Source organism: Parasedimentitalea huanghaiensis, from assembly GCF_009753675.1.
Lineage (GTDB): Bacteria > Pseudomonadota > Alphaproteobacteria > Rhodobacterales > Rhodobacteraceae > Parasedimentitalea > Parasedimentitalea huanghaiensis.
In genome coordinates, this window is record NZ_WQLV01000001.1 from 284352 (window position 1) to 306759 (window position 22408).

General features: G+C 51.8%; 20 protein-coding genes. 6 read left to right on the forward strand and 14 right to left on the reverse strand.

Features of this window, described 5'->3' with window-relative positions; genetic code table 11:
* Positions 1-17 precede the first annotated feature (17 nt).
* Positions 18-593 carry a lipid-binding SYLF domain-containing protein gene (locus tag GO984_RS01335; RefSeq protein WP_157020786.1) on the reverse strand — a complete coding sequence of 192 codons (576 nt, stop codon included), beginning with the start codon at positions 591-593 and terminating at the stop codon, positions 18-20.
* A gap of 148 nt (positions 594-741) precedes the next feature.
* Positions 742-1740: a porphobilinogen synthase gene (hemB, locus tag GO984_RS01340; protein WP_157020787.1), complete on the reverse strand. Its 999-nt coding sequence runs from the start codon at positions 1738-1740 to the stop codon at positions 742-744.
* 166 nt (positions 1741-1906) lie between these two features.
* Here hemB and GO984_RS01345 point away from each other — a divergent pair, with 166 nt between their 5' ends.
* Positions 1907-2431: a component of SufBCD complex gene (locus GO984_RS01345; RefSeq protein ID WP_157020788.1), complete on the forward strand. Its 525-nt coding sequence runs from the start codon at positions 1907-1909 to the stop codon at positions 2429-2431.
* Positions 2432-2458: 27 nt separating this feature from the next.
* Positions 2459-5914: a transcription-repair coupling factor gene (gene mfd, locus GO984_RS01350; RefSeq protein WP_157021186.1), complete on the forward strand. Its 3456-nt coding sequence runs from the start codon at positions 2459-2461 to the stop codon at positions 5912-5914.
* A gap of 10 nt (positions 5915-5924) precedes the next feature.
* Here mfd and GO984_RS01355 read toward each other — a convergent pair whose 3' ends face one another.
* From GO984_RS01355 to GO984_RS01375, 5 genes are all read right to left on the reverse strand, one after another.
* A complete protein-coding gene (locus tag GO984_RS01355; protein ID WP_157020789.1) occupies positions 5925-6602 on the reverse strand; it encodes an SH3 domain-containing protein in 678 nt (225 codons plus the stop codon).
* The gene (locus GO984_RS01360) at positions 6599-8260 is read right to left on the reverse strand and encodes a tetratricopeptide repeat protein (protein ID WP_157020790.1); all 1662 of its coding nucleotides are present in this window, start codon (positions 8258-8260) and stop codon (positions 6599-6601) included. Before GO984_RS01360 ends, GO984_RS01355 begins: the two co-directional genes overlap by 4 nt.
* A gap of 70 nt (positions 8261-8330) precedes the next feature.
* Positions 8331-9554, reverse strand: a complete 1224-nt coding sequence (locus GO984_RS01365; protein ID WP_245230949.1) for a multidrug effflux MFS transporter — start codon at positions 9552-9554, stop codon at positions 8331-8333.
* Between the two features lie 196 nt (positions 9555-9750).
* Positions 9751-10401: a DsbA family oxidoreductase gene (locus GO984_RS01370; RefSeq protein ID WP_157020791.1), complete on the reverse strand. Its 651-nt coding sequence runs from the start codon at positions 10399-10401 to the stop codon at positions 9751-9753.
* Between the two features lies 1 nt (position 10402).
* On the reverse strand, positions 10403-11917 hold the full coding sequence (locus GO984_RS01375; protein WP_157020792.1) for a class I adenylate-forming enzyme family protein: 1515 nt from the start codon (positions 11915-11917) through the stop codon (positions 10403-10405).
* 64 nt (positions 11918-11981) lie between these two features.
* On the opposite strand from GO984_RS01375, the gene GO984_RS01380 reads away from it, so the two are divergent.
* Positions 11982-12605, forward strand: a complete 624-nt coding sequence (locus GO984_RS01380) for a helix-turn-helix domain-containing protein (RefSeq protein ID WP_157020793.1) — start codon at positions 11982-11984, stop codon at positions 12603-12605.
* A gap of 14 nt (positions 12606-12619) precedes the next feature.
* On the opposite strand, the gene GO984_RS01385 is transcribed toward GO984_RS01380, so the two are convergent.
* Both GO984_RS01385 and GO984_RS01390 read right to left on the reverse strand, forming a co-directional pair.
* Positions 12620-12841: a hypothetical protein gene (locus GO984_RS01385; RefSeq protein WP_157020794.1), complete on the reverse strand. Its 222-nt coding sequence runs from the start codon at positions 12839-12841 to the stop codon at positions 12620-12622.
* Between the two features lie 337 nt (positions 12842-13178).
* On the reverse strand, positions 13179-14996 hold the full coding sequence (locus GO984_RS01390; protein ID WP_157020795.1) for an extracellular solute-binding protein: 1818 nt from the start codon (positions 14994-14996) through the stop codon (positions 13179-13181).
* Between the two features lie 422 nt (positions 14997-15418).
* Between GO984_RS01390 and GO984_RS01395 the strand changes: the two genes are divergently transcribed.
* Positions 15419-16192, forward strand: coding sequence for a 3-hydroxybutyrate dehydrogenase (locus tag GO984_RS01395; protein WP_157020796.1), 774 nt, complete (start codon positions 15419-15421; stop codon positions 16190-16192).
* A gap of 59 nt (positions 16193-16251) precedes the next feature.
* Here GO984_RS01395 and GO984_RS01400 read toward each other — a convergent pair whose 3' ends face one another.
* The 4 genes from GO984_RS01400 to GO984_RS01415 form a co-directional block, all read right to left on the reverse strand.
* The gene (locus tag GO984_RS01400; RefSeq protein ID WP_157020797.1) at positions 16252-16941 is read right to left on the reverse strand and encodes a DUF502 domain-containing protein; all 690 of its coding nucleotides are present in this window, start codon (positions 16939-16941) and stop codon (positions 16252-16254) included.
* 79 nt (positions 16942-17020) lie between these two features.
* Positions 17021-17935, reverse strand: coding sequence for a pseudouridine-5'-phosphate glycosidase (locus GO984_RS01405; RefSeq protein ID WP_167740178.1), 915 nt, complete (start codon positions 17933-17935; stop codon positions 17021-17023).
* Positions 17932-18840, reverse strand: a complete 909-nt coding sequence (locus GO984_RS01410; RefSeq protein WP_157020798.1) for a PfkB family carbohydrate kinase — start codon at positions 18838-18840, stop codon at positions 17932-17934. Before GO984_RS01410 ends, GO984_RS01405 begins: the two co-directional genes overlap by 4 nt.
* Before the next feature lie 45 nt (positions 18841-18885).
* The gene (locus GO984_RS01415) at positions 18886-19704 is read right to left on the reverse strand and encodes a DUF4198 domain-containing protein (RefSeq protein WP_245230951.1); all 819 of its coding nucleotides are present in this window, start codon (positions 19702-19704) and stop codon (positions 18886-18888) included.
* Between the two features lie 43 nt (positions 19705-19747).
* On the opposite strand from GO984_RS01415, the gene GO984_RS01420 reads away from it, so the two are divergent.
* Positions 19748-20842: a HupE/UreJ family protein gene (locus tag GO984_RS01420; RefSeq protein ID WP_245230953.1), complete on the forward strand. Its 1095-nt coding sequence runs from the start codon at positions 19748-19750 to the stop codon at positions 20840-20842.
* A 10-nt stretch (positions 20843-20852) separates the two neighbouring features.
* Here GO984_RS01420 and GO984_RS01425 read toward each other — a convergent pair whose 3' ends face one another.
* A complete protein-coding gene (locus GO984_RS01425) occupies positions 20853-21473 on the reverse strand; it encodes a thiamine phosphate synthase (RefSeq protein WP_157020800.1) in 621 nt (206 codons plus the stop codon).
* A 162-nt stretch (positions 21474-21635) separates the two neighbouring features.
* On the opposite strand from GO984_RS01425, the gene GO984_RS01430 reads away from it, so the two are divergent.
* The gene (locus tag GO984_RS01430) at positions 21636-22385 is read left to right on the forward strand and encodes an RNA methyltransferase (protein ID WP_157020801.1); all 750 of its coding nucleotides are present in this window, start codon (positions 21636-21638) and stop codon (positions 22383-22385) included.
* The last annotated feature ends 23 nt before the right edge of the window (positions 22386-22408 follow it).

A 22408-nucleotide genomic window follows, 5' to 3' on the forward strand; every position in this document is an offset into this window, starting at 1 on the left:
GTGAAGATTGGTGCCGATCAAGGAATGATACGGGTGTATTTTGATCCTTCGAGCGAGGCACCAATTTGAAGGCCTGCCTGTCCAAAAATTGCCGCCAGAATAGGAGAGGTCAGCGTGTTGGTGTCAGTGGTCAATGTCTCCCCCTTGTCCTTAACGACATAGCCAATATCAGCGCCCGCGGTCCAACCTGTCGAGCGGCGGAAAGTGCTTAGGGCGTCCTCAGTCATGAAGAACAAAACATGCGCATATTGCTGTACGCCAATTTGCAGACCCGCATTGCCTTTGATGGTGGAATAATAATCAACAGTTGCACCATCAATGCGCAGAGAGCCCCGGCCATATCCACCACCAACAATGAAACCAGCTTCGGTCACCAATGGCATAATCAACATACCGGTTGAATTGTCCGACAGCGCTCTGGTGTTTGGGTAAAGGCTATACATCTGGCTAAGAGTTGCATTTACGCGTGCGTCAATGGTTGCTGCGCCGCTGCTGCCAACGCCATTGCCGCAGGCTGCGGTCACACCGGTCGTCGCTAAGGCGCCTAGGGCAAAACCACGTCGGGTCAGCCGGGAAGAAGAATTTCTAGTCATGAGTGTCACTGCCTGTATTTGCTCGATAAAGGCCGGTTTTCCGGCTCTGTCATTGTTTATAAGCTTAAAATCGCCACCTGTCATCTAGCAGAGCGCTATTATGGGCGGCTTCTTGCTGGAAGTTAGCCAAATGCCTTAGCCCGGTGAACTACCTATTCAGCAGGCGCGCGACTTCTGGCGCGAAGTAAGTCAAAATGCCATCACATCCTGCGCGTTTGAATGCCATCAAGCTTTCCAGCATCACCTGTTCGCCATCGATCCAACCGTTTTGTGCAGCGGCTTGGATCATCGCGTATTCGCCGGATACCTGGTAGGCACATGTGGGGGCCCCAAATGTGGATTTAATACGGTGGCATATGTCGAGATAGGCGATACCAGGCTTAATCATAACCATATCTGCACCTTCACTAAGGTCGCGCTGAACCAGCCGTATGGCCTCATCGCTGTTGGCCGGATCCATTTGATAGGTTTTCTTATCTCCATTCAGTGCACCCGAAGCGCCAACCGCATCACGAAAAGGGCCATAATACCCCGACGCGTATTTTGCAGAATAGGACAAGATCATCACATTGGAATGGCCAGCCTGCTCCAGTGCGTTACGCATTGCAGAAATTCGGCCGTCCATCATGTCTGAAGGACCAATGATATCGGCGCCAGCCTCAGCCTGAGCCAGTGTCATCTTTACCAGGGCCTCGACAGTAGCATCATTGACGATTTCGCCGTTTACGACAAATCCGTCGTGGCCGTTTATGTTGTAGGGATCAAGTGCCACATCTGTCATTACCGCGATGTCTGGAGCTGCCGCCTTGATCGCACGAACGGCTTGGTTGGTTAGGTTGTCCGGATTCCAGGCCTCCGCGCAATCTTCCGTTTTGAGGCCGGCATCTGTATACGGGAACAAACAAATGGCGGGGATACCCAATGCTTGGGCTTCGACTGCGGCCTCTGCAATCTTGTCGACAGAGCGTCGGACAACACCAGGCATTGAAGGAATAGGCTCCTCAATACCGCTGCCATCGCGAACGAAGACCGGCCAAATCAGATCGCTTGAGCCAAGACTGTTCTCGCGGACCAAATCCCGGATTGCCGGAGTTGACCGGGTGCGGCGAAGGCGGGCGGCGGGAAAGCTGGCAACAGTCGGCGTCATGGATATCTCCTTAGAATACTATCAAACTGGGTGGCATGGATTACTGCGTGTTAACAAGTGCACAATCGTCGCGATCTTCTGAATATTCAGACCAGACCTTGTGCAGGCGGGCGGGGCAGTGGATACATGCCAACACTTGACTTAGCGTGGCGTAGGGAGCGCAGCCTTGGATTTAGTTGATACTTTGGTTGAGCTGATTGACCTGCGATCGTTTTCCAATCTCTGGTTTTGGATTGCCCTTGCAGTCATGTGGTCTTCTGCCAGTCATTGGGTGCTTGGGGTACCCATTGACATGGTCTATCGCGCCAAGCGGCATGGTGGTCAGGCCGAACAGGATTTGGAAGATGTGGTTCGAGGCAATGTAAACCGTCTTATGTACATTATGCAGGTGTCTGGTGCTTGGTTGCTAGCTCTGGTTTGTTTTGTCTTGTCCGGATTGCTGGTGTTGGGGTTCTTCTACCATGTAGAATTTGCGCAGGCGGCCTTTTTACTGGCTTTCCCATTGAGTCTGGTTGGTGTTCTTACCCGAGCAACTGCGGGGCGAATTGTACGGGACGGCATTTCGGGAACCGAGTTACAACAGGTTTTGGTTCGGTGCAGGCTGTATATTCAGATGATTGGCACAGTATCGATCTTTGTTACCGCAATGTGGGGCATGTATCAAAACCTGCAACTTGGCTTCCTAGGTTAGCAGGCCATGAAAGAGGAGAAGCGCACAATGGTGCAGCGTGTTATCACCATGGGCGGTGCGCCGGAAGGGTTTGATGCCCGTTTGATCCTCAAGGAGGTGAGCAAATCTGGCGAACCCGTGCTCCATGTGGCACGCGATGACAAACGTATGGAGGCGATGCGGGCTGCGCTTGCGTTCTTTGCCCCAGACATGCCGGTGTTTGTGTTTCCTGGTTGGGACTGTTTACCATACGATCGGGTGTCGCCGAATGCTGACATTGCGGCCGCGAGAATGGCAACCTTGGCGGCGCTAGTCCACCAAATGCCGAGCGAATTTGTACTATTGACGACATTGAATGCAGCAACCCAACGGGTGCCGGCTCGCACCGTGTTGCGCGAAGCTGCGTTTTCGGCACAGGTGAACAAGCGTATTGATGAAACGGCATTACGTAATTTTCTGGTTCGGATGGGGTTCACACAAAGCCCAACAGTGATGGAACCGGGAGACTATGCAATCCGAGGTGGTATCATAGACATCTTCCCCCCAGGTCAAACTGGTCCGGTACGGCTGGATTTATTTGGAGATGTGTTGGATGGCGCTCGTCGCTTTGATCCAGTTAATCAGCGGACGATTGAAAAACTGGATCTGATTGAACTAGCTCCGGTTTCCGAAGTGATTCTTGATGAAGCGGCGATCACCCGGTTCAGGCAGAACTATCGGATAGAATTTGGCGCTGCTGGGACAGATGACCCATTGTATGAGGCTGTGAGTGCAGGGCGTAAGCATCAGGGTATTGAGCATTGGTTGCCGTTCTTTCATGAAAAGATGGAAACGCTCTTTGATTATATGCCGAAGGCAACAGTGACACTAGACGATCAGGTGACACCAGCTCGGTTAGCCCGCTGGGAAACTATTGAAGATCAGTATGAAAATCGAAAAATTGCGATGCAGTCCAAGGGGCGGATCGACACGGTTTACAAACCGACCCCACCAGGATTGCTATATTTGGATGACGCCACTTGGGAGAAGGTTATTTCTGACCAGAGGGTGATCCAATTGCATCCGCTCCCTCAGGCCACTGGGCCGGGTGTCCTGGATGCAGGTGGTCGAATAGGCCGGAACTTCTCTCCAGAACGACAGCAAGAAAGTATCAGTCTTTTTGGGGCCTTGGCAGACCATATTCGGGCGCGACTGATTGAAGGACCTGTTGTGGTTGCATCTTATTCCGAAGGTGCACGAGAACGATTGACTGGGTTAATCGAGGATGAAGGGCTTGCTGAAGTTATCCCGGTAATGAATGGCACCCGGATTGGGAAGTCCGGACTACATCTTGCTGTCTGGGCGCTGGAACATGGGTTTGTGACCCAGGACATGACGGTCATTTCTGAACAGGATGTCTTGGGCGACAGATTGATCCGGGCGCCGCGAAAACGGCGCAAGGCGGAAAATTTCCTGACAGAAACTCAGTCGCTTAGTCCGGGTGACTTGGTGGTGCATGTTGACCATGGCATCGGTCGGTTCCTTGGGTTGGAAGTTGTAACTGCAGCTGGCGCTGCACATGAATGCATCCTTCTTCAATACGCAGAAGCCGCCAAACTGTACTTGCCAGTTGAAAACATCGAGCTGTTGTCAAAATACGGTCACGACGAAGGCTTGTTGGACAGGCTGGGCGGTGGTGCCTGGCAAGCTAAAAAAGCCAAGCTGAAGGAACGTATCCGCGAAGTAGCTGACCGGTTGATCCGGGTGGCCGCTGAACGCGCCCTGCGGCGTGCACCTGTACTTGATCCGCCACCTGGCAGCTGGGACGCTTTTTCTGCGCGTTTTCCATATCAAGAGACAGACGATCAATTGCGTTCTATTGGGGATGTCATTGATGATCTTACATCTGGTCGCCCAATGGACAGGCTCGTCTGTGGTGACGTTGGTTTTGGCAAAACTGAAGTCGCAATGAGGGCTGCGTTTGTCGCAGCAATGTCAGGTGTGCAGGTTGCAATCGTCGCACCGACGACGTTGCTGGCGCGACAGCATTACGCAAGCTTTGCTGAGAGATTTCGGGGTTTTCCTTTAGAAGTCAGGCAGTTATCAAGATTTGTTACGGCAAAAGATGCTCAGGCGGCACGAGATGGAATTTCGCGTGGCACGGTAGATATTGTTGTTGGTACCCACGCGCTCTTGGCAAAGAGCATCCGGTTTAAAGACCTTGGCCTTTTGATAATCGACGAAGAACAACACTTTGGGGTTGGTCACAAGGAACAGTTAAAGCAGATGCGTAGTGATATTCATGTGCTGACACTGACGGCGACGCCAATCCCGCGCACCCTTCAATTGTCACTTTCAGGGGTGCGGGACCTGTCAATCATTGGAACGCCGCCTGTCGATAGATTGGCGATCCGAACCTATGTGAGCGAATTTGATACTGTTACCATCCGCGAAGCCTTGCTCCGCGAACATTACCGTGGTGGGCAAAGCTTTTACGTGGTGCCGCGCGTCAGCGATCTTCCGGATATCGAAGCCTTCCTGAAAGACCAAATGCCCGAACTCACCTATGTGATTGCACATGGTCAGTTGGCTGCAGGTGACCTGGATGAGCGCATGAATGCGTTCTATGATGGAAAATACGATGTTCTGCTTGCCACAACCATTGTCGAAAGTGGGCTGGATATTCCTACCGCAAATACAATGGTGGTGCATCGGGCTGATATGTTCGGTCTATCACAGCTGTACCAAATCCGTGGACGGGTGGGGCGTTCCAAAACCCGCGCTTATGCCTATTTGACCACCAAACCCAGAACCAAACTGACACCCGCTGCAGAAAAGCGGCTGAGGGTTCTGGGGTCATTGGATACTTTGGGCGCCGGCTTTACCCTTGCCTCGCAAGATCTTGATATCAGGGGTGCAGGAAATCTTTTGGGTGAAGAACAATCGGGCCAGATGCGCGACGTCGGGTATGAGTTATACCAATCCATGTTAGAAGAAGCGATCAGTAAAATCCGATCTGGTCAGATGGAAGGTTTGACTGAGAGCGATGACCAATGGGCACCGCAGATTAACCTAGGTGTTCCAGTCCTGATCCCAGAAAAATATGTACCTGACCTGGATGTTCGACTGGGCCTGTATCGACGCTTGTCATCACTCACCACCAAAGTAGAACTCGAAGGGTTTGCTGCCGAGCTTATTGATCGCTTTGGAAAATTACCCAAAGAGGTCAATACATTGATGTTGGTTGTACGGATCAAAGCGATGTGTAAGCGGGCTGGAATTGCGAAACTTGATGGCGGTCCAAAGGGGGCGACCATTCAGTTCCACAACGATAAATTTGCTTCACCTACAGGGTTGGTCGAATTTATTCAGGCCCAGGATGGGCAAGCCAAAGTACGCGACAACAAAATAGTTGTAAGCCGTGACTGGCGCAGTGATGGTGACAAAATCAAGGGCGCCTTTGCAATTGCCCGTGACCTCGCTGAAAAAGTGGTTGCTGCCAAAAAGAAGAAAAAGACCGCTTAACGGTGGAGCATCAATCCCCTGCAACGAACGAGCAGAGCTGCCAGTCTCCGTTGGCAGTTTTTGTCAAAGACGCCCGATAACCGACTATTGGCCAAAGGTAATCCCTGTGCATGTAACCTGTGCGACTGTCGCCAATTGTCACGTGTTGATACAGAGCGTTTTCGTCAAACTTAGCTATTGTCACAACTTCATGAGAAATCTGCTCTAGGATCGTCGCTTTGCTATCAGCCGACTGCCGAAGGGCAACATGGCGACCGTTTACAAAATAGGCTTCAAAAATGTCGATCTCGTCGGGCAGATCGATTTGCCAGTGAAATGGCATCAAGAATTCAGCACTGTCAGCGAAGTATCCTGGTTGCTGAAGTGTTTTTTGCAGGTTTTTCCAATATGCTTCACGCAGGGCGTCAGCCTGAGGCCTGTATTCTTCACTCAGACTTTCTTCGGGCAGTGTCAAATTGTGCCGGAATTCATCGTGGCCCCCATTGCCGCCGTGGCTAAGGTAAATCTGATTACAAGAGGCCGCAACGACTGCCTCAGTATCACGAGCAATGATGTCGGTGAGCAATTGGGTCCGAAAAATTGTAAGAGTTGGATCTTTTTCAGCCTGGTCGACCGGAGAGAGATGGATACGTTGGGCAACCAGTGGGCTTCCGAGGCCCACAAAACAAACGATAAGCGCCCTGATCATTCGTTTTCCTTCATTGCAACCTGTGCGCAGGCGCATGAGGCTGCGACCCGGTCTGCACGTGCCATAGCCAGGTCCAGGTTGTGCTTTACATGTTTGATCTCAGTGGTTTCTCCCCGAGCCTTAAGACAATCATGCAGTCCCTTGAGGCTCCAGACATTGCTGGGGTGTATTGATGCTCGTGATAAGGAGCCACCAAGCCCTAAATCCTCACGGTAAACAGCCTCGGCCTGTGCAACGTGACCCTGTTCAAACAGTAAGGCCCCCAGTGCATGACGTGTAGGCTGCATCCAACCCCAAGGTTCGTCGTAAGGTAAGTTGTCGTCCAACTCGACGGATCGTCTTAAATGTGCAAAAGCGACGTCATAGTTTTCTTTACGATATTCAATCTCACCACGTAACATTTCTGCTGCAATTTCAATTAGATCTATCACACGGTTGTTATGCATCAATCGCGTTTCTGGGATCCTAGCTTTTGCAGCTTGGAACAAAACCTCTTCTGTTTCTGCTTCAATAACACGTCCGGTCGCGGCAAATCCGATTGCGCGAGCGTAGTGAGTTGTGGCGGTCAGAGTGCGGTACAGATCCGGGTCCTTGGGCAACTCCAACGCCATCGCTTCGTCCCAGCGACCAAATCGGATCAGAATATGAGGGCCCATTGCCATGTAGCTTTCAAAATAGTCGGCCATCGGCGGGCTTTCTATGCGTAACATGTCTTCTGGAACCGTTTCCCACATGCCTAGATTGGCGCGCCGCGCAGGCTCGTATTGTCCCAGGAACATCGCGCCATAAATGATAAAGTGATAGTTATGTTGGCGGTATCCAGTGTAGATATTATAGGCGCCTTCGCGGTGGTAATATTTTATATCAGCTTCAACCGCTTTTTCGTTCCAGTGAACAACGTCTTTGTAATCGCCACACAGGACATCAATGTGAGTGGGCATATGGACCAGATGCCCGGCGTCTGGAACCAATGTGCGAAGGACGTCTCCGGCTTTCAGCGCCTTTTCTGGGCACGGCGACATTTCCATCAAATGTACGTAGAGGTGCAATAGACCTGGGTGTTGCATAGCTCCGGGTGCATGACTCATCGCCCATTCCAACACCTCTTGCGTCTCAAGCGTGGCGGCACCCTCTGCAGGCTGTCCGGTTTTCAAATCCCACATTTTCCATGGCGTTAGGTTGAGCAGGCTTTCCGCATAGATTGTTCGAAGATCTAGGTGATCGGGGCATTCGGCAAATGCAGCGCGCATGGCATCTGCAAAACTAAAATCCCATGCGTGCATGTCGTCGATCAGCTCGCGCTGCGGGTAACGAGCGGCTAGAGCATTTATTAGAGCAGCCTCTGGCTTGGTAACACCATCCACATGCGATACCGCCAGTTGCGCGGCATCAAAAGCAGTGCTTAGCGCTTTTTCTCGGCCTGGAACATCATGCAATTCCCAGGGCATATTGTAATTCGGACCAGAGGCAAAGGCGACTCCCCAATGTGCCATCGCGCAGTTGGGGTCATGTTCTAATGCCCGCTGAAAACAAACCACCGCTTCTTGATGATTATAGGCATAGGTCCAGACCAAGCCGCGATCAAACCAGAGCTGAGCATGGTTGGAGGTGCTGGTGATGGGGCAGGTATAGTTGCCCAAATCATAGTAGTCGCTCATTCAAAACTCCTCCCCGAGAATGCGGAGAGGTTAGGGTTTTCAATGTACTACGGCAAGAAGGTCGTAGGGACTATTCTGCTGGGAGGCGTGTTTCAACGCGCCCCATATGCAACATGAGCAAGTAAGCGGCGATGATCATTGTTAAAATGCCAGATGTCAGTGGTAGCAATGAGCCATCAAAGAACAACCCAATTGGCGCGGCAATGGCAGCCGCAAGCACCGTTGAAATGGCACCAATAACCGAAGCCGCCATGCCAGCAATGTGGCCCATGGGCTCCATCGCCATGGCATTCAAATTACCCAAGGTCAAACCCACCATAAAAAATAGGCTGGTTTGCCAGGCTACAAACAGGCCAAATTGGAATGTGTCCGGTAGACTGGTGTTACTGAGAAACAGCACGGCAGTAGAAAACAGGATCTGGCTCGCAAGCGACCAGGTGACCATACGGCGCATTCCTACTTTGACCACAACAGCAGCGTTTATCAGGCTCGCGCTTCCAGACATTAGCGCGACAAAACCAAACCAAAAAGGAAAGCTGTCGGCGCGACCAAAAATCACGTCATATACAGGCTGCACCATGGTCAGCATTGTGAACAGCGCGGCCATACAAAGGGTCTGAACAAAAATCGAAATACGTACCGTAGGATGGGCAAACATCTCGCGGATGGCACCGATCATCAAATGAAGCTGAAACGGGCGGCGATCTTCGCGCGCGAGCGGTTCTGGCAGGCGAATACCCATCCAGATCACTATAGTGATTGCAAATAAGGCAAAGGCGATGAAGATTGCACGCCAGCCCGCAAAGGCGATGATGACTGTCCCGAGCATGGGGGCAATAGCAGGTACCAAGGTGAAAATCATCATTGCGATTGACATGAGTTTTGCCATCTCACGACCAGAATAAAGATCACGCACGATGGCCAATGCCACTACGCGTGGTCCTGCGGCTCCGAGACCCATTGTGACGCGGGCAAACAGGAGTAGTTCCAGAGAGGAACTGGCCCAGGCTACCGCAGCGGATACAACATACAGTGATGCCCCGGCGATAATCACTGGTTTGCGGCCAAACGCGTCAGACAATGGGCCGGTGAAAAAGGTGCCGACCCCCATACCAAAGACAAAAGCAGTCAGAATGAGCTGCGCACGGTTGATATCGTCCGCGCTGAGAGCAGCACCAATTTCTGGTAAAGCGGGCAGCATTGCATCGATGGAAAAAGCGATGGTGGCAAACATCATCGCAATCAACGAGATAAACTCGACCCTGGACATTTGATGGGCGGCTGGGTTGGACATATATTACCTCAGGCGGCACTTCAGTAGGACCCGGAAATCGGATGCAATCTGGGAACCGCTAATTTTTGGCGCTATCATAGAATTTGGCGCGCATCCAGAAACTGCGTCGCACAGATGGGTGTGCATTGATGTTGACGTTACCTGAAATGGACGTGCATCCTTTTCAGGTATTGAATGTAGTTGCTTTAAAATGGGTCTATGAGTTGCTAGTTTCGACCTGATCCATGATCTCGGCTATGACCTTAAGCCAAAGCTCAGGAGGTTGGGCGCCGGGAACCGCATGTTTATTGTCGACAATAAATGTTGGTACAGAACTAACACCCATCTCTCGGCTATGGGCGTCGCGTGCTTTGATATCACCGGTGTCGTTGTCGGTAGAGAGTAGTTTTTGCACGACAGCAGCATCCATACCGATGCTGTCGGCAATATCTCCCAGTACCTCGGAGTCACCAATGTCGCGGGCATCGACGAAATAAGCCTGAAACAAGGCGTCCACAGCCTGTGTCTGTTTGTCTTCAATGCCGGCCCAATGGATCAGCCGGTGAGCATCCAACGTATTGGGGGTCCGCTTCATCGCTTCGAAGTTGATTGTGAGGCCCGCCTGTTGGGCGTGTTCGACGACAGGGGCGTATGCTTTTACAGCCCCATTTTGTCCACCAAATTTGGTCTCGAGATATTCTCGGCGGTCCATGCCTTTGGCGGGCATATCGGGATTTAACTGAAAAGGGTGCCATTCGATTACAAAAGGATGACTTGGCATTTGAGCCAGTGCTTTATCCAAATGGGCTTTGCCAATGTAGCACCACGGGCAGATCGGATCCGAAAGAATATCGAGTTTTACGGTCATGTTAGGTTGTAACCTTGAAGTAAGCGGGTAGGGCGCGGCGCAGCAGTTTGCCATTGGCCCCCTGCGGCAATGTGTTCAAATGAATGTAGACACGGGGTTGTTTGTAGCGGGCCAAGTGCTTGTTGGCAAAATCCCTTAGGTCGTCCTCGTTCAACTTTTGGGGACCGGTATAGAACGCAGCGATAACAAAGGTGTCGGGTTTGACCTCGACGGTTGCGGCGCCTACCTGGGTGATCCCAGGATGGACAGAGAGTGCACCTTCAACCTCTAGCGGGGAAACACGGAAGCCTCCGGCATTCATCATGTCGTCGGCGCGACCTAGATAACTGATCTGGCCTTCGGCAGTCATTGCCCCTTGGTCACCGGTCAAGAACCAGTCACCATGGTAGCGAGCTGCTGTTTCGTTTTCTGCATTCAGATAGCCAAGCATCAGCCCCGGATCGGACCGGTGGATGGCGATTGTACCTTCGTTTCCGATTGGAACAGGACCGTCGCTATCAACGATGGCAACGCGACGACCGATCTGAGGTTGCCCTAGCGCACCGTTTTTTGCGGGATGCTTAGGGCTGGAAGAAATGAAAGTAGAGCATTCCGACATCCCATAGGCCTCATACAGCTTAGTTTGTGTAACTTTGGTCCACTCCTGTTGTAGGTCTTCCGAGAGCTTTTCGCCGGCGCAAAGCCCGTGGCGAAGGTTTGGAAGGTCCGGAGGTGCATTACCTTGTAAAATTTTGCGGTAGACGCCAGGCGCAGCAGCAAAAATGCTGGCGCGATGGTCCCGCAGCAGTTCGGGGAGGTCAGAAATCGCTGTGCCTGGCGCTGGGATTAAGGCGGTTGCGCCCATGGTCCATGGGTCCATCAAGCCCGTGCCCAAGGTATAGGTCCAGTTAAAGGCACCAGCATGTAACAGCAGGTCATCCGAGTGCAGATCATACCAGCCTGAAATCATCATCTGTCTCGCCCATATGGCGCGGTGGGCATGTGCAACGGCGCGCGGATTTCCGCTGGTTCCCGAAGTGTAGACTAAATAGGCTAACCGCTCTGGGTCGCCCAAAGCGTACTGGCACGGGGGAAGGTCACGCATCGATAGAAGTGAGTCGGTTGTGATTTGATTCGGGTGTGAGCCGCAAGCCACATCGGGATCCCGCAGGATTGCCGCTGGCGCTAGGTCGGCAATCATCTTGACCGTTTCGGGGGCCGTCAATTGAGATGATGTTGGAACGGGAACCAATCCGGCTGCGATGGCTCCGAGATAGGCAATGGGAAACTCGACCGTGTTGCCCAATCTCATCAGAACGACATCACCTGCGACCAGCCCAGATTGCAGCAGTCCTGTTCCGGTTCCGCGCACTGCTGCCTCAAGTGCCCGGTAAGTCCAGTTCTGTGTCGCTGTTGGTGAAAGGACGGACAAAGCAAGTTTGTCCGGTGCGGTCGGGGCATGCCGCAATACATGGGCAGCCAAGTTAAAGGGCGCGGGGCAGGGTGCGAACGCGCCATGGTCAAAAATCGACAACATGGGGTGTGGCTATCGTGAGTGGTGCTGCGTTGCAAGCTGACTTGGGGCCGCTTATAGAGAGCGTATGACAAAACGAGATCCAAAATCGCTAATTTCCATTGCACGCAACAGCGGCGTCCAGAGCGAGGCCGAACCGCTGGATTTGGGAATGAGGGTACGTGAATTACGTAAGGCCCGTGACTGGACGTTGGAGCATGCTGCCAATCAGGCGGGACTGGCACGTTCGACCTTGTCGAAGATCGAAAATGGCCAAATGTCACCAACTTACGATGCATTAAAGAAGCTGGCTGTTGGGCTGGAGATTTCGGTCCCTCAACTTTTTACCCCCCCGCAACGTGGTCAGGTGAATGGTCGTTTAACCGTGACCAAAACGGGTGAAGGTGCCGCGCACGCAACCACGACTTATGAGCACGAGTTACTCGCAGATGGTTTGTCCAGAAAACAGATGTTGCCCTATCGGGCCCGCGTACGCGCTCGGTCGATGGAAGAGTTTGACGGCTGGGTGCGCCACGATGGCGAAGAGTTTCTGTACGTGCTGACCGGGGTGGTTTGGTTGTATACTGAATTTTACGAGCCAATTGAGATGCGACGTGGTGACAGCGCATATTATGATGCTGCGATGGGGCATAACGTTATCTCGTCAAGTGACGAGGATGCAACGATCCTATGGGTCACGTCTCTGGCTTGAATCAGCTACAGCGGTCAGCCTTCGACCTCGCGTAGCAACCCTTCTACGAATAGGAAGTCATCCACTTCTTCTTTAGCTTCCGTTAGGGTCAAATGATGGGTCTGAGCCAGATAAACCACAAACGCCTCCGGATCCTGTAACAACGAAGGCGCTAAGGCTGGTTGCAAATAGGGGAAACGGTTTTGGATACGCGGCAGGCAATTGGCCCAGTCCTTGGAAGCGTTCAAAACGGTCATAGCCAGTCCTCCCACCGGGCAACAACGGTTCTTTTGTCAGTTTAGTGTAACTAGGATTAATCAAAAAAGATACGGTCAAAAATTTGAAGGCTGTATCATGTTCCAATGTTTGGCTTAGAGGCCGTTTAGCTGGAGCACATAAACAGGCCTAGACCTGACAAGTTTGAAATTCAGGATGGCAATTGACTTGGTAACTTGGAGTGGAGTTTTCATTCGAAATAGGGGGGACAGTGCAAAGTGCTTGGGCCCTAACCAGCCGGTGTAACTATCTGCCCTTATACTCAGTGAAGTAGAAAGGCAGATACAGTAAGCATATCCCAAACGGGATAGAGGCGGCTCAGTTTGGCTGATACCACCAAACATCGGGCATAAAGCCGAGACGGTCACCATAAAGCGGTAATCTATCAGGAAATTGTAACTCTTTGGCATGGGCAATTCGACCCTTATCGAACTGCCAGATTGGAATCACATACCGTCCGGTTGTCAGTGCCCGATCTAGAGCCCGAACAGCCGAAATGAAATGCTCAGCACTGAATGCATTTAACATCTCAGGGATCAGAGCCTCTACGGCAGGGCTATCGACGCCCATTAAATTACGTGTCCCGGTTTGGGTTACACCACTACGGCCCCAGTAAAGGTACTGCTCATTTCCGGGACTTAATGACAGATCACGGCGATAGCGCGTCATATCAAAATCATAGTCGTTTTGCCTGGCGACATATTGTGCGTTATCAACCGTTTCTGTAGTGACAGTGATACCTAGACGTTCAAGAGAACGGGCATACATTTCGACAATAGTCTGCATTTCGCCATCGCCCTGGCGCAAAAGAACTGAGAATTCGAACGCCTCACCAGTTGAATTTTGCAAAACACCATCTTGCACTTCCCAGCCTGCATCGCTTAACAATTTTGTTGCCGTACGGAGGTTTTTACGATTGCGTTCAGTACCATCACTTACTGGCAAACTGTAGCCGTCCAAAGCACCTGGCAGCAGCGTATCCGCATAAGGTTCTAGTAGATCTCGTACACGACCTTTGGCTGGGCCGGGGTTCATGCCGAGAGCGGAATTGGAATAATAGGAAGTAATACGAGGCTGTGTCCCACCGGTTACTGTGCCGTTAATGTATTCGAAGTTGAATGCATAAAGGAGAGCTTCTCGTACCCGCCAGTCGTCAAAAGGTGCGCGACGGGTATTCATTGCCAAACCCGTGATACCCGAAGGGCGCTGGTGAGGTATTTCGGACTTCACCACATCTCCACTTTGAACTGCGGGAAAGTTATAGCCTTGGTCCCACTTGCCAGCATTGTACTCGCGCACAGCAGTCAATTCGCCAACCTTGAAAGCTTCAAACAGCACAGTTTGATCGCCAAAAAACTCAACTCGCATTTCGTCAAAGTTCTGTGTGCCCTTCCGAAACGGTAAATTCTCCCCCCAATAGTTGGGATCACGCTGCAAACTCACATAGCGGCCAGGGTCAGAGGCGGCGACGACATAGGCACCTGTACCGATGGGGGCTTCGCTAGGGCCACTGGTTGTGAAATCTTTACCTTCCCATTGTCCTTTTTTCAGGATGGGGCGCAGTCCTGCAATCAAGGCCAATTCCCGATCTTCGGTGTTGAAGACAATCCTAACTTTGCGAGGGCCGGTTTGCGTTATGCTCTCAATTTTTGACCAAAAGCCGCGGTACCTAAGGTGGCCAATTGTGCCCAAAGTCTCATATGACCAGATTACGTCGTCGACGGTAACTGGCGAGCCATCGGAAAACCGAGCTTCAGGGCGAAGGGTGAATTCAACCCATGAGCGATCGTCAGGGGTTTCGATTGATTCAGCAAGCAACCCATATAGCGAAAACGGTTCGTCCCATGATCGTCCCATCAAGCTTTCGTAACCCCAGAACCGAAGTTGCCATGGGGCAGTGCCTTTTTGTACAAATGGATTGAGCGTATCAAAGCCACCAGTATTACCAAACACCACTCGCCCACCTTTGGGGGCATCGGGGTTGGCATAAGGGAGGGATGTAAAATCCTCTGGCAGATCGGGTTGTCCGTACATGGCTATCCCATGTGCTGATTCTGCCGTAGCGTGATTAACGCTTAGAAGCAGGGTGATACCTGCCAGCGTTGAGGTGATTTTTGAGAAAAAGTTTGATCTCATTTGGGCAACAATCCTGCTCTGCCTATATTTCCTTGTGTTATCAAGCTAACCTTGCCGTCACGCCTTTTCAAACTTTTAGCTTGGATAACGTCAGATAATTGCGTATAACAGTGTTACTGCTCGATAGGTTTCTTGCCTGTATGAAACCTGCCTCAATAACTTGACGCCCGCTTCGCGCGGGCGTTTTTTTTGGTTTGGCTGTTTTTTGTTGTGGTGAGCCGTTCATATTTGAACGGCCAAGCGGTGAAAATTCGAGCTCACTGAAGCTTTTCACAAGTAGCCGAAGTTAAAGATATCTACAATGTTCGGCCAGCCAGATAAATTGTAAGAACAACAGGTGACGAGCGTTTTCTTTGCAGTTGCAGCATGCCACTATGCGCAAAATTCACATCCTAGCCATATCGTATAAAGGGAAGAGATTTATGTCTTTGCGAGGGAAAACTGCTGTTGTCACCGGATCCAATTCGGGAATTGGACTAGGCGTTGCACGAGAGCTGGCGCGTGCAGGCGCAGATCTGGTTTTGAACTCGTTTACAGATCGAGACGAAGACCATGCATTGGCAGAGGCCATATCAACGGAGTTTGGTGTGGTTGCCAAGTATGTCAAAGCGGATATGTCCGTGGGAGAGGAATGCCGTAGCCTAATAGAAGCTGCTGGCTCTTGCGACATTTTGGTTAATAACGCCGGCATCCAGCACGTCGCTCCTATTGATGAGTTTCCTAGAGATAAGTGGGATGCGATCATTGCCATCAATCTCAATTCCGTGTTCCACACTACTGCTGCTGCGTTACCGATGATGCGTGCGGCCGGGTGGGGACGGATTGTCAATGTCGCTTCGGCACATGGTTTGACGGCCTCACCTTATAAATCTGCTTATGTCGCGGCCAAGCATGGTGTAGTGGGAATGACCAAAGCAGTTGCATTAGAAACGGCACAAGAGCCGATCACCTGTAATGCAGTCTGCCCAGGATATGTGCTGACGCCGTTGGTTGAAGCACAGATACCCGACACTATGAAGGAGTACGGCATGGACCGCGAAACAGTCATCAAAGACGTAATGTTGGCGCGGCAACCATCCAAAGAGTTTGCAACTGTAGAGCAGCTAGGTGGCACGGTTGCGTTTTTGTGCTCTTCGGCTGCAACGCAGATTACTGGTACGACGCTAAGTGTCGACGGCGGATGGACTGCTCTATAAAAAGTGCAGGAGCGGGGCCTTGCCCCGCTTCCTTTGGATATTCGTTATATGAAGCTAACTTAGTCCGCTTCTATTTCAGCTGGTTGGCTTGGATCTTTGGAATTTGGGTAGACCAGCCCGGCTGAGATCACCAGCTTAGCGGCATCTTCAACACTCATCTCCAGCTCAATCACGTCTTCTTCCGGAAGGAACAACAGAAACCCAGAGGTCGGGTTTGGAGTAGTTGGTATAAAAATACTCATCAACTTCCCACTGGTTTTGGTATGCGCATAAACTTCGCCTTTGGCGGTGGTCGAGACAAAACCGATGGCCCAGATACCAGGGCGAGGATATTGAATGATGCAGGCTTTTTCGAAGCTGCGTTCGGACTGAGCAAATACGGTTTCCGAAATCTGTTTGATTCCAGAATAGATTGACCGCACCACTGGCATACGCTGGACAAGGCTTTCGGCGAAAGAAATCAGAGAACGACCCAAAATCCCTTTGGCGATCCAGCCAATGACGATGGTGAACAACAAAAAGATGATCAACCCGATGCCGCGCAGATTGATACCGATGTACTTTTCCGGAAGGATTGTTGAAGGGACTAGCGGCAACACCACACTATCAACCCAGCCCATGACTGACCATAAAAGCCAAATAGTCAGCCCAACCGGGGCGATCACCACGATCCCAGTCAGAAATGATGAGCGCAGGCGGGCAAACAGGCCCGGACGGCGCTGGGGTTCTTGGTCAAATGGCGTTGTCATGGTTCTTTTCGCTGTTGGTTCTGTGCAACCTAGGAAGTTTGAGAAGGCGCGGCAATGGCGCCTCTCTAATCTGTGTCTGTTAACTGCGAAGAGTGATCAGTTCTTTGGCAACATTGGAAGCTAGTCGGGCATTATTACGGACCAGTGCAATGTTTGCAGTGAGGGACTTGCCCTCAGTCAGTTCAAATATTCGCTGTAACAGGAATGGAGTGACGGACTTACCACTGATTCCTTTGATGTCGGCCTCTGTCTGAGCTTGGGCGATGATCGGTGCCAGGATTTCGGCAGCAATTTGATCCGCGTCTGGAATTGGGTTGGCAACCAGTTGGCCGCCCGGCAATCCAATGGCCTGACGTAGAACATGAGCACTGGCGATCTGCGCTGCGCTATCCAACCGTAACGGTGCAGCAAGGTCAGATTGTGCGGACCAAAAGGCCGGAAAACTATCTTGGCCATAAACTATGACAGGCACGCCATGCGTCTCAAGGACTTCAAGGGTTTTAGGGACATCCAAAATAGCTTTGGCACCGGCTGCAACAACTGTCACTGGGGTTGCAGCCAGTTCCAACAGGTCGGCAGAAATATCGAATGTTTGTTCAGCACCTTTATGGACGCCACCGATGCCGCCTGTTGCGAAAACTTCTATTTCAGAGAGTTTCGCCGCAATCATAGTCGCCGCAACGGTGGTTGCGCCGGTTCCGCCAGTCGCAAGGCAGGCTGCAAAATCTGCCCGTGACAGTTTAGCAACATTTTTTGCCTGGCCCAATGACAGCAATTGATCTGCTTCAAGACCAATATGCAAACAACCGTCAAGTACAGCGATCGTGGCGGGCGTGGCGCCAGATTCGCGGATGTCTTGTTCAACCTGTGCCGCTACTTCTACGTTCTGCGGGTAAGGCATTCCGTGCGTAATGATGGTGCTTTCCAATGCAACAATCGCAGTGTTGTTGGACCTGGCGGCCTGGACCTCGGCAGAGTACTTGATGTTGATCACAGTGGTGGTTCTCCTGAAACATAGGTAGCCGCAGCTTTAAGCGCTGATGCGAGGGCGATCTCGCGGGGCTCTCCGCGGGCCTCGGCGGCGATATGGGCTGCCATAAAGGTATCTCCGGCTCCGGTCACTCGGGCGACGGTTACGCGGGGCGGGGAAAGGGTGATTGGCGCGTCTGGACCTGCTTCGGTGGCTGAACTGCCGCCGTCAGTCACCAGAACACGGGAGGCGCCTCGATCAAGCATAGCCTGTGCGGCGGTTAGGCTGTCAGAGAATTCCGCCTGACACATCAAGCCGGCTTCTTCTAAATTGACGTAAAGCGTACCACGATTTCGGTTCAGGAATGGGCGTAAACGTTCGGCTTTACCTGGCGAGGCTGGTGCAACACGAAGATCAGCAGCGGAAAATTCTGGGGCGGCGGCGATGTCGTCGAGCAGGGACAAAGTCAGATTGCCATCTAACGCTACAAGACCAGAGTAGGGATGCCTCGATGAACCAAGGCTACCATCACGTAAGGGGCGCAGAATTTTGTCGCCGGCAGCTTCAAGTGAGTGGGCGTCAGCAATAGCTGCGATCAGTCCATTTGCGCCTTCTACAGCCATGTAACGATCGGTGGGCAGGTCTTCAGAACGGTAAATGTGGTCAGTCAACAAACCAAGTCGGAGGCAGGCATTGACCAACTCGTTGCCTTCTTCATCTCGGCCGATTGCGCTGAGCAGGGCAGGCTTTAGGCCAAAACGGGCCAAGGTCATTGCAATGTTCATGGCGACGCCGCCCGGTAGCCGGGTGATCCGGCCTGGCATATCAGAGCCGCGCTGCATTTCCATGCGCGATCGACCTATAATGTCCCAAAGCACTGAACCTATGCAAAGGATATTGATTTTGTCTGATTTGGAGTTCTGTATCATACGCCAGTACTGCCTATTTTTGAACCAGCTCGCAAGGCGCAACCGTTATTCGGGCACTGCAAATGTTAGGGCCGCCCAAAGGGTTTCCCAAACCTGTTCAACGTCGTCAGTTGCCGGTCGCAGAACAACCGCATCAACAAGATAAGTGAAACCAGGTTTTGTTGGAATGTTTGCCAGCCCTTGGGCATCTGTATGAAGTATGGAGACAGTGACGGCATTATCGCTGGCGCGTTCATACATTTCGATCTGCGCATGTGGTCGCACATTGCCCTGATAAAACAGCTGAACCATAAAGCCCTGTTCTAAATTGTCAGTGTATGGGTTGGCGTATGCAAGAAACTCGGTTTCGAGGCCCAACAAACGGTCACTGCCAATACCGGAGCCAATTGAAACCAATGCTTTAGCATGGCGTGAGTAAGACTCGGTAAATCCTTGTCTGGGCAAGCCTCTTGATTGATGTTTTTGGCCTATATCAGCAAAGCCTTTGTGGTCTGCAAACGTCTCAAATTTCTCCCAGGTATCGTACGTTAGCATTTCAGGTACAGTTTCATGGCTGATAATCAGCAAACCATCATCCATCTGATCAATTTGCAATGCTGGAAGGTCTCCCATCCGACCCTGATAAGCGGTACTGTGATCACCCAGGGTAACGTCAAAGCTGTGGGTGCGCCTTGCAAAGTAGACTAGCTTAGGTCCCACGAAGTTCTGCCCGCTGCGCAGGTCTGCGATTACCGGCATGTCTGATTCAACTTGATATTTCTGTGGTTCGATCCAAAACTCGTGAGAAAGCGCGGGTAGGGCGGTTAGAGACAGCCCGACAATAACAAAGACGAGACGGCGGTACAGGCAAGTGAACATAGACATGACCTTATTGAGGATAAGCCATAGGCTTGCATCTGTGTTTTTGATGTCAAGTCTTGCCTTGTTTGCTCTCGTTTCTACGGCGCGCGCCCATGAGGTTACGCCTACTATTGCAGATTTCCGCGTTGAAAATGACCAGATCGCCTTTGATCTACGGCTAAACATCGAGGCGTTTGTCGCCGGTATCAATCTCGATGGTATGAATGATACCAATGACGCGGCACAGGCCACGGATTACGATAGCCTGCGTGCGTTGGACCAAGCTGAGCTTGAACCAATGGTGCGCCAGTTCGCTGAAGAATGGCTGGAAACGCTTGAACTAACCGCGACTGGCAGCGTTCAGCTCAGTGTCACCGAAGTGGTAATCCCTGAAGTTGGGAATGTGGATCTTCCTAGGGCAACCTATCTGTTGCTGAATGGGAGTATTCCGTCCAGCGCGCGAAGTTTGACGATGACCTGGCCGAAAGGGTCAGGCAGTGTGGTGTTGCGGCAGAATGGGGTTGATGAACCCTATACAGGGTTCCTGCAAGGTGGTGAGACAACGCCACCAATTCCTTTGACTGGCGGGGCAGCATTGACACCATTGGAAGCCTTTGTGGATTATCTGCCCGTAGGCTTCGAGCATATCCTGCCCAGAGGCCTAGACCATATTCTGTTTGTGCTTGGGTTGTTCTTCCTCAGTTCTCGGCTGCGTCCACTAATTTGGCAAGTCAGCGCTTTTACTCTGGCGCATACAATCACACTGGCGCTGGGCGCCTTGGGGGTGGTGACTGTTAGCCCTGATATCGTTGAACCACTCATCGCAGCGTCAATAGTATATGTCGCGGTCGAGAATATCTTTACAAGACACCTTAGCCCATGGCGCCCATTGGTAATCTTTGGTTTTGGCCTCTTGCACGGGCTAGGATTTGCCTCGGTCTTAGGTGAGTTTGGATTGCCAAGGGACCAATTTATTGCTGCACTTGTTGGCTTTAATGTTGGCGTCGAGCTGGGGCAGCTATACGTAATTGCAGTAGCCTTTGCAGTTGTGGGTGTTTGGTTCAGATCTCACCCTAAGTACCGCGGTAGAATTGCAATACCGGCGTCGATTACCATTGCAGTGATCGGAGCTTATTGGTTTGTCGAACGGATGTTTCTATAGGACGGATGTCTCAGCCCATTGCAGTGGTCAAACGCTGCAATGCTGCAACGGGATCATCACCACGCCATATTTCATCACCGATCCCGAAAAAATCTGTGTAAGGCGCAATGTTTCGGATCAGGTCTTCTGTCAAACCACCTTCTGCAACCATCGGAACTTCGATCATTTCTGACCACCACTGAAACAGTTCTGTTTCTGCGGTGCCGCCATCGCCCAGACCCGAAATCCCCACAGGGCCAAAACAGACGTAGTCGGCACCGGCCTCAGCAGCTGTGATGCCGTCATGGTTTGAGGTCCCACAAAAACTTCCAACGATGGCATCCGCGCCCATCGCTTTACGGGTAGCACGCACTGAGCGAGCCGAGTCAGTTAAATGGACCCCGTCAAGACCGAGGCGCTCGGCCAGGATTTGGTGATCGGAAATTACAATAGCTACATCCCGTGCATGGGTGACTTCCCGAAGGGCATCACCAGCGCGGCTTAAGGTATCCTCGTCACGGCTGGCCATATCCAACCTTAGACAGGCAACGTCGACAGTATCTAGCACTCTGGCCAGTTGATCGGGAAACCGGCCCAGCTCAAAACTCGGTGGCGTGATCAGGTAGATCTGCGGTTTCTCGGGGCTATCCATGAGTTCGATCCTTGTGCTGTCATGCGGCTGTTTAGCGAATAAAGCCGCATACGCAAGTTTTATAGGCATGAAGCAGGGTAATTGAGACTCAGAGATAGTACCAGATCTTGCTCTGACGGCGATTGCGGACTAAATCGAGGAGAATTCTTCAGAAAGAGCAACATGCCCAGCCAGACCCCTCAACCTGCTTTTGTATTGGTGCGCCCACAGATGGGTGAAAATATTGGCGCCGCAGCGCGTGCAATGTGGAACTTTGGTCTGGATCGAATGCGTATTGTGGCGCCTCGGGATGGCTGGCCCAACCCTAAAGCTGTCGCTATGGCATCTGGTGCTGGGCGCTTACTGGATGAGGCACTGTTGAGCCCAGATGTCTCTGATGCGCTCGCCGATTGTTCGTTTGTCTTTGCAACCACTGCACGGCAACGCGGATTGACCAAACCAGTGTTCAGTCCAGAAGCAGCCATGAAATTGGCTGCAGAGAAAATTACGGCAGGTGAGAAGGTCGCTGTGATGTTTGGTCCCGAACGTGCGGGACTGGAAAATGAAGACATAGCCAAGGCCAATGCCATTATTTCGGTTCCGGTGAACCCGGCTTATGGATCGCTGAACCTAGGTCAATGCGTGTTGCTGACCGCCTATGAATGGCAGCGTCAGGTCGGAGAAATCGAACACGAAACGGTCGACATGGGCAAAGCCAGTTGGGCAACAGGTGTTGAAATCGAAAAACTATCCGAACATTACGAAGAGCGTCTAGAACAGGCCGGCTTCTTTTTCCCACCTGATAAAGCGCCAAATATGAAGGTGAATCTACGAAACCTGTGGAGCCGTATGGCGCTGACCAATGCGGATGTGCAGATGCTCCACGGAGTGATGCGCCAGATGGTCCGTTGGAAGCAGCGCGGTGAAGATTAAGCCGTCTGGACCTCTGCTCAACA

Bases quoted from the DNA above. Each gene is read 5' to 3' on its own strand.
- GO984_RS01415 (WP_245230951.1), bottom strand. From the start codon at position 19,704: ATGTCTATGTTCACTTGCCTGTACCGCCGTCTCGTCTTTGTTATTGTC.
- GO984_RS01375 (WP_157020792.1), bottom strand. From the start codon at position 11,917: ATGTTGTCGATTTTTGACCATGGCGCGTTCGCACCCTGCCCCGCGCCC.
- GO984_RS01355 (WP_157020789.1), bottom strand. From the start codon at position 6,602: ATGATCAGGGCGCTTATCGTTTGTTTTGTGGGCCTCGGAAGCCCACTG.
- GO984_RS01365 (WP_245230949.1), bottom strand. From the start codon at position 9,554: ATGTCCAACCCAGCCGCCCATCAAATGTCCAGGGTCGAGTTTATCTCG.
- GO984_RS01370 (WP_157020791.1), bottom strand. From the start codon at position 10,401: ATGACCGTAAAACTCGATATTCTTTCGGATCCGATCTGCCCGTGGTGC.
- GO984_RS01410 (WP_157020798.1), bottom strand. From the start codon at position 18,840: ATGATACAGAACTCCAAATCAGACAAAATCAATATCCTTTGCATAGGT.
- GO984_RS01385 (WP_157020794.1), bottom strand. From the start codon at position 12,841: ATGACCGTTTTGAACGCTTCCAAGGACTGGGCCAATTGCCTGCCGCGT.
- GO984_RS01395 (WP_157020796.1), top strand. From the start codon at position 15,419: ATGTCTTTGCGAGGGAAAACTGCTGTTGTCACCGGATCCAATTCGGGA.
- GO984_RS01430 (WP_157020801.1), top strand. From the start codon at position 21,636: ATGCCCAGCCAGACCCCTCAACCTGCTTTTGTATTGGTGCGCCCACAG.
- GO984_RS01335 (WP_157020786.1), bottom strand. From the start codon at position 593: ATGACTAGAAATTCTTCTTCCCGGCTGACCCGACGTGGTTTTGCCCTA.
- hemB (WP_157020787.1), bottom strand. From the start codon at position 1,740: ATGACGCCGACTGTTGCCAGCTTTCCCGCCGCCCGCCTTCGCCGCACC.
- GO984_RS01390 (WP_157020795.1), bottom strand. From the start codon at position 14,996: ATGAGATCAAACTTTTTCTCAAAAATCACCTCAACGCTGGCAGGTATC.
- GO984_RS01420 (WP_245230953.1), top strand. From the start codon at position 19,748: ATGTCAAGTCTTGCCTTGTTTGCTCTCGTTTCTACGGCGCGCGCCCAT.
- GO984_RS01380 (WP_157020793.1), top strand. From the start codon at position 11,982: ATGACAAAACGAGATCCAAAATCGCTAATTTCCATTGCACGCAACAGC.
- GO984_RS01400 (WP_157020797.1), bottom strand. From the start codon at position 16,941: ATGACAACGCCATTTGACCAAGAACCCCAGCGCCGTCCGGGCCTGTTT.
- GO984_RS01425 (WP_157020800.1), bottom strand. From the start codon at position 21,473: ATGGATAGCCCCGAGAAACCGCAGATCTACCTGATCACGCCACCGAGT.
- GO984_RS01360 (WP_157020790.1), bottom strand. From the start codon at position 8,260: ATGAGCGACTACTATGATTTGGGCAACTATACCTGCCCCATCACCAGC.
- mfd (WP_157021186.1), top strand. From the start codon at position 2,459: ATGGTGCAGCGTGTTATCACCATGGGCGGTGCGCCGGAAGGGTTTGAT.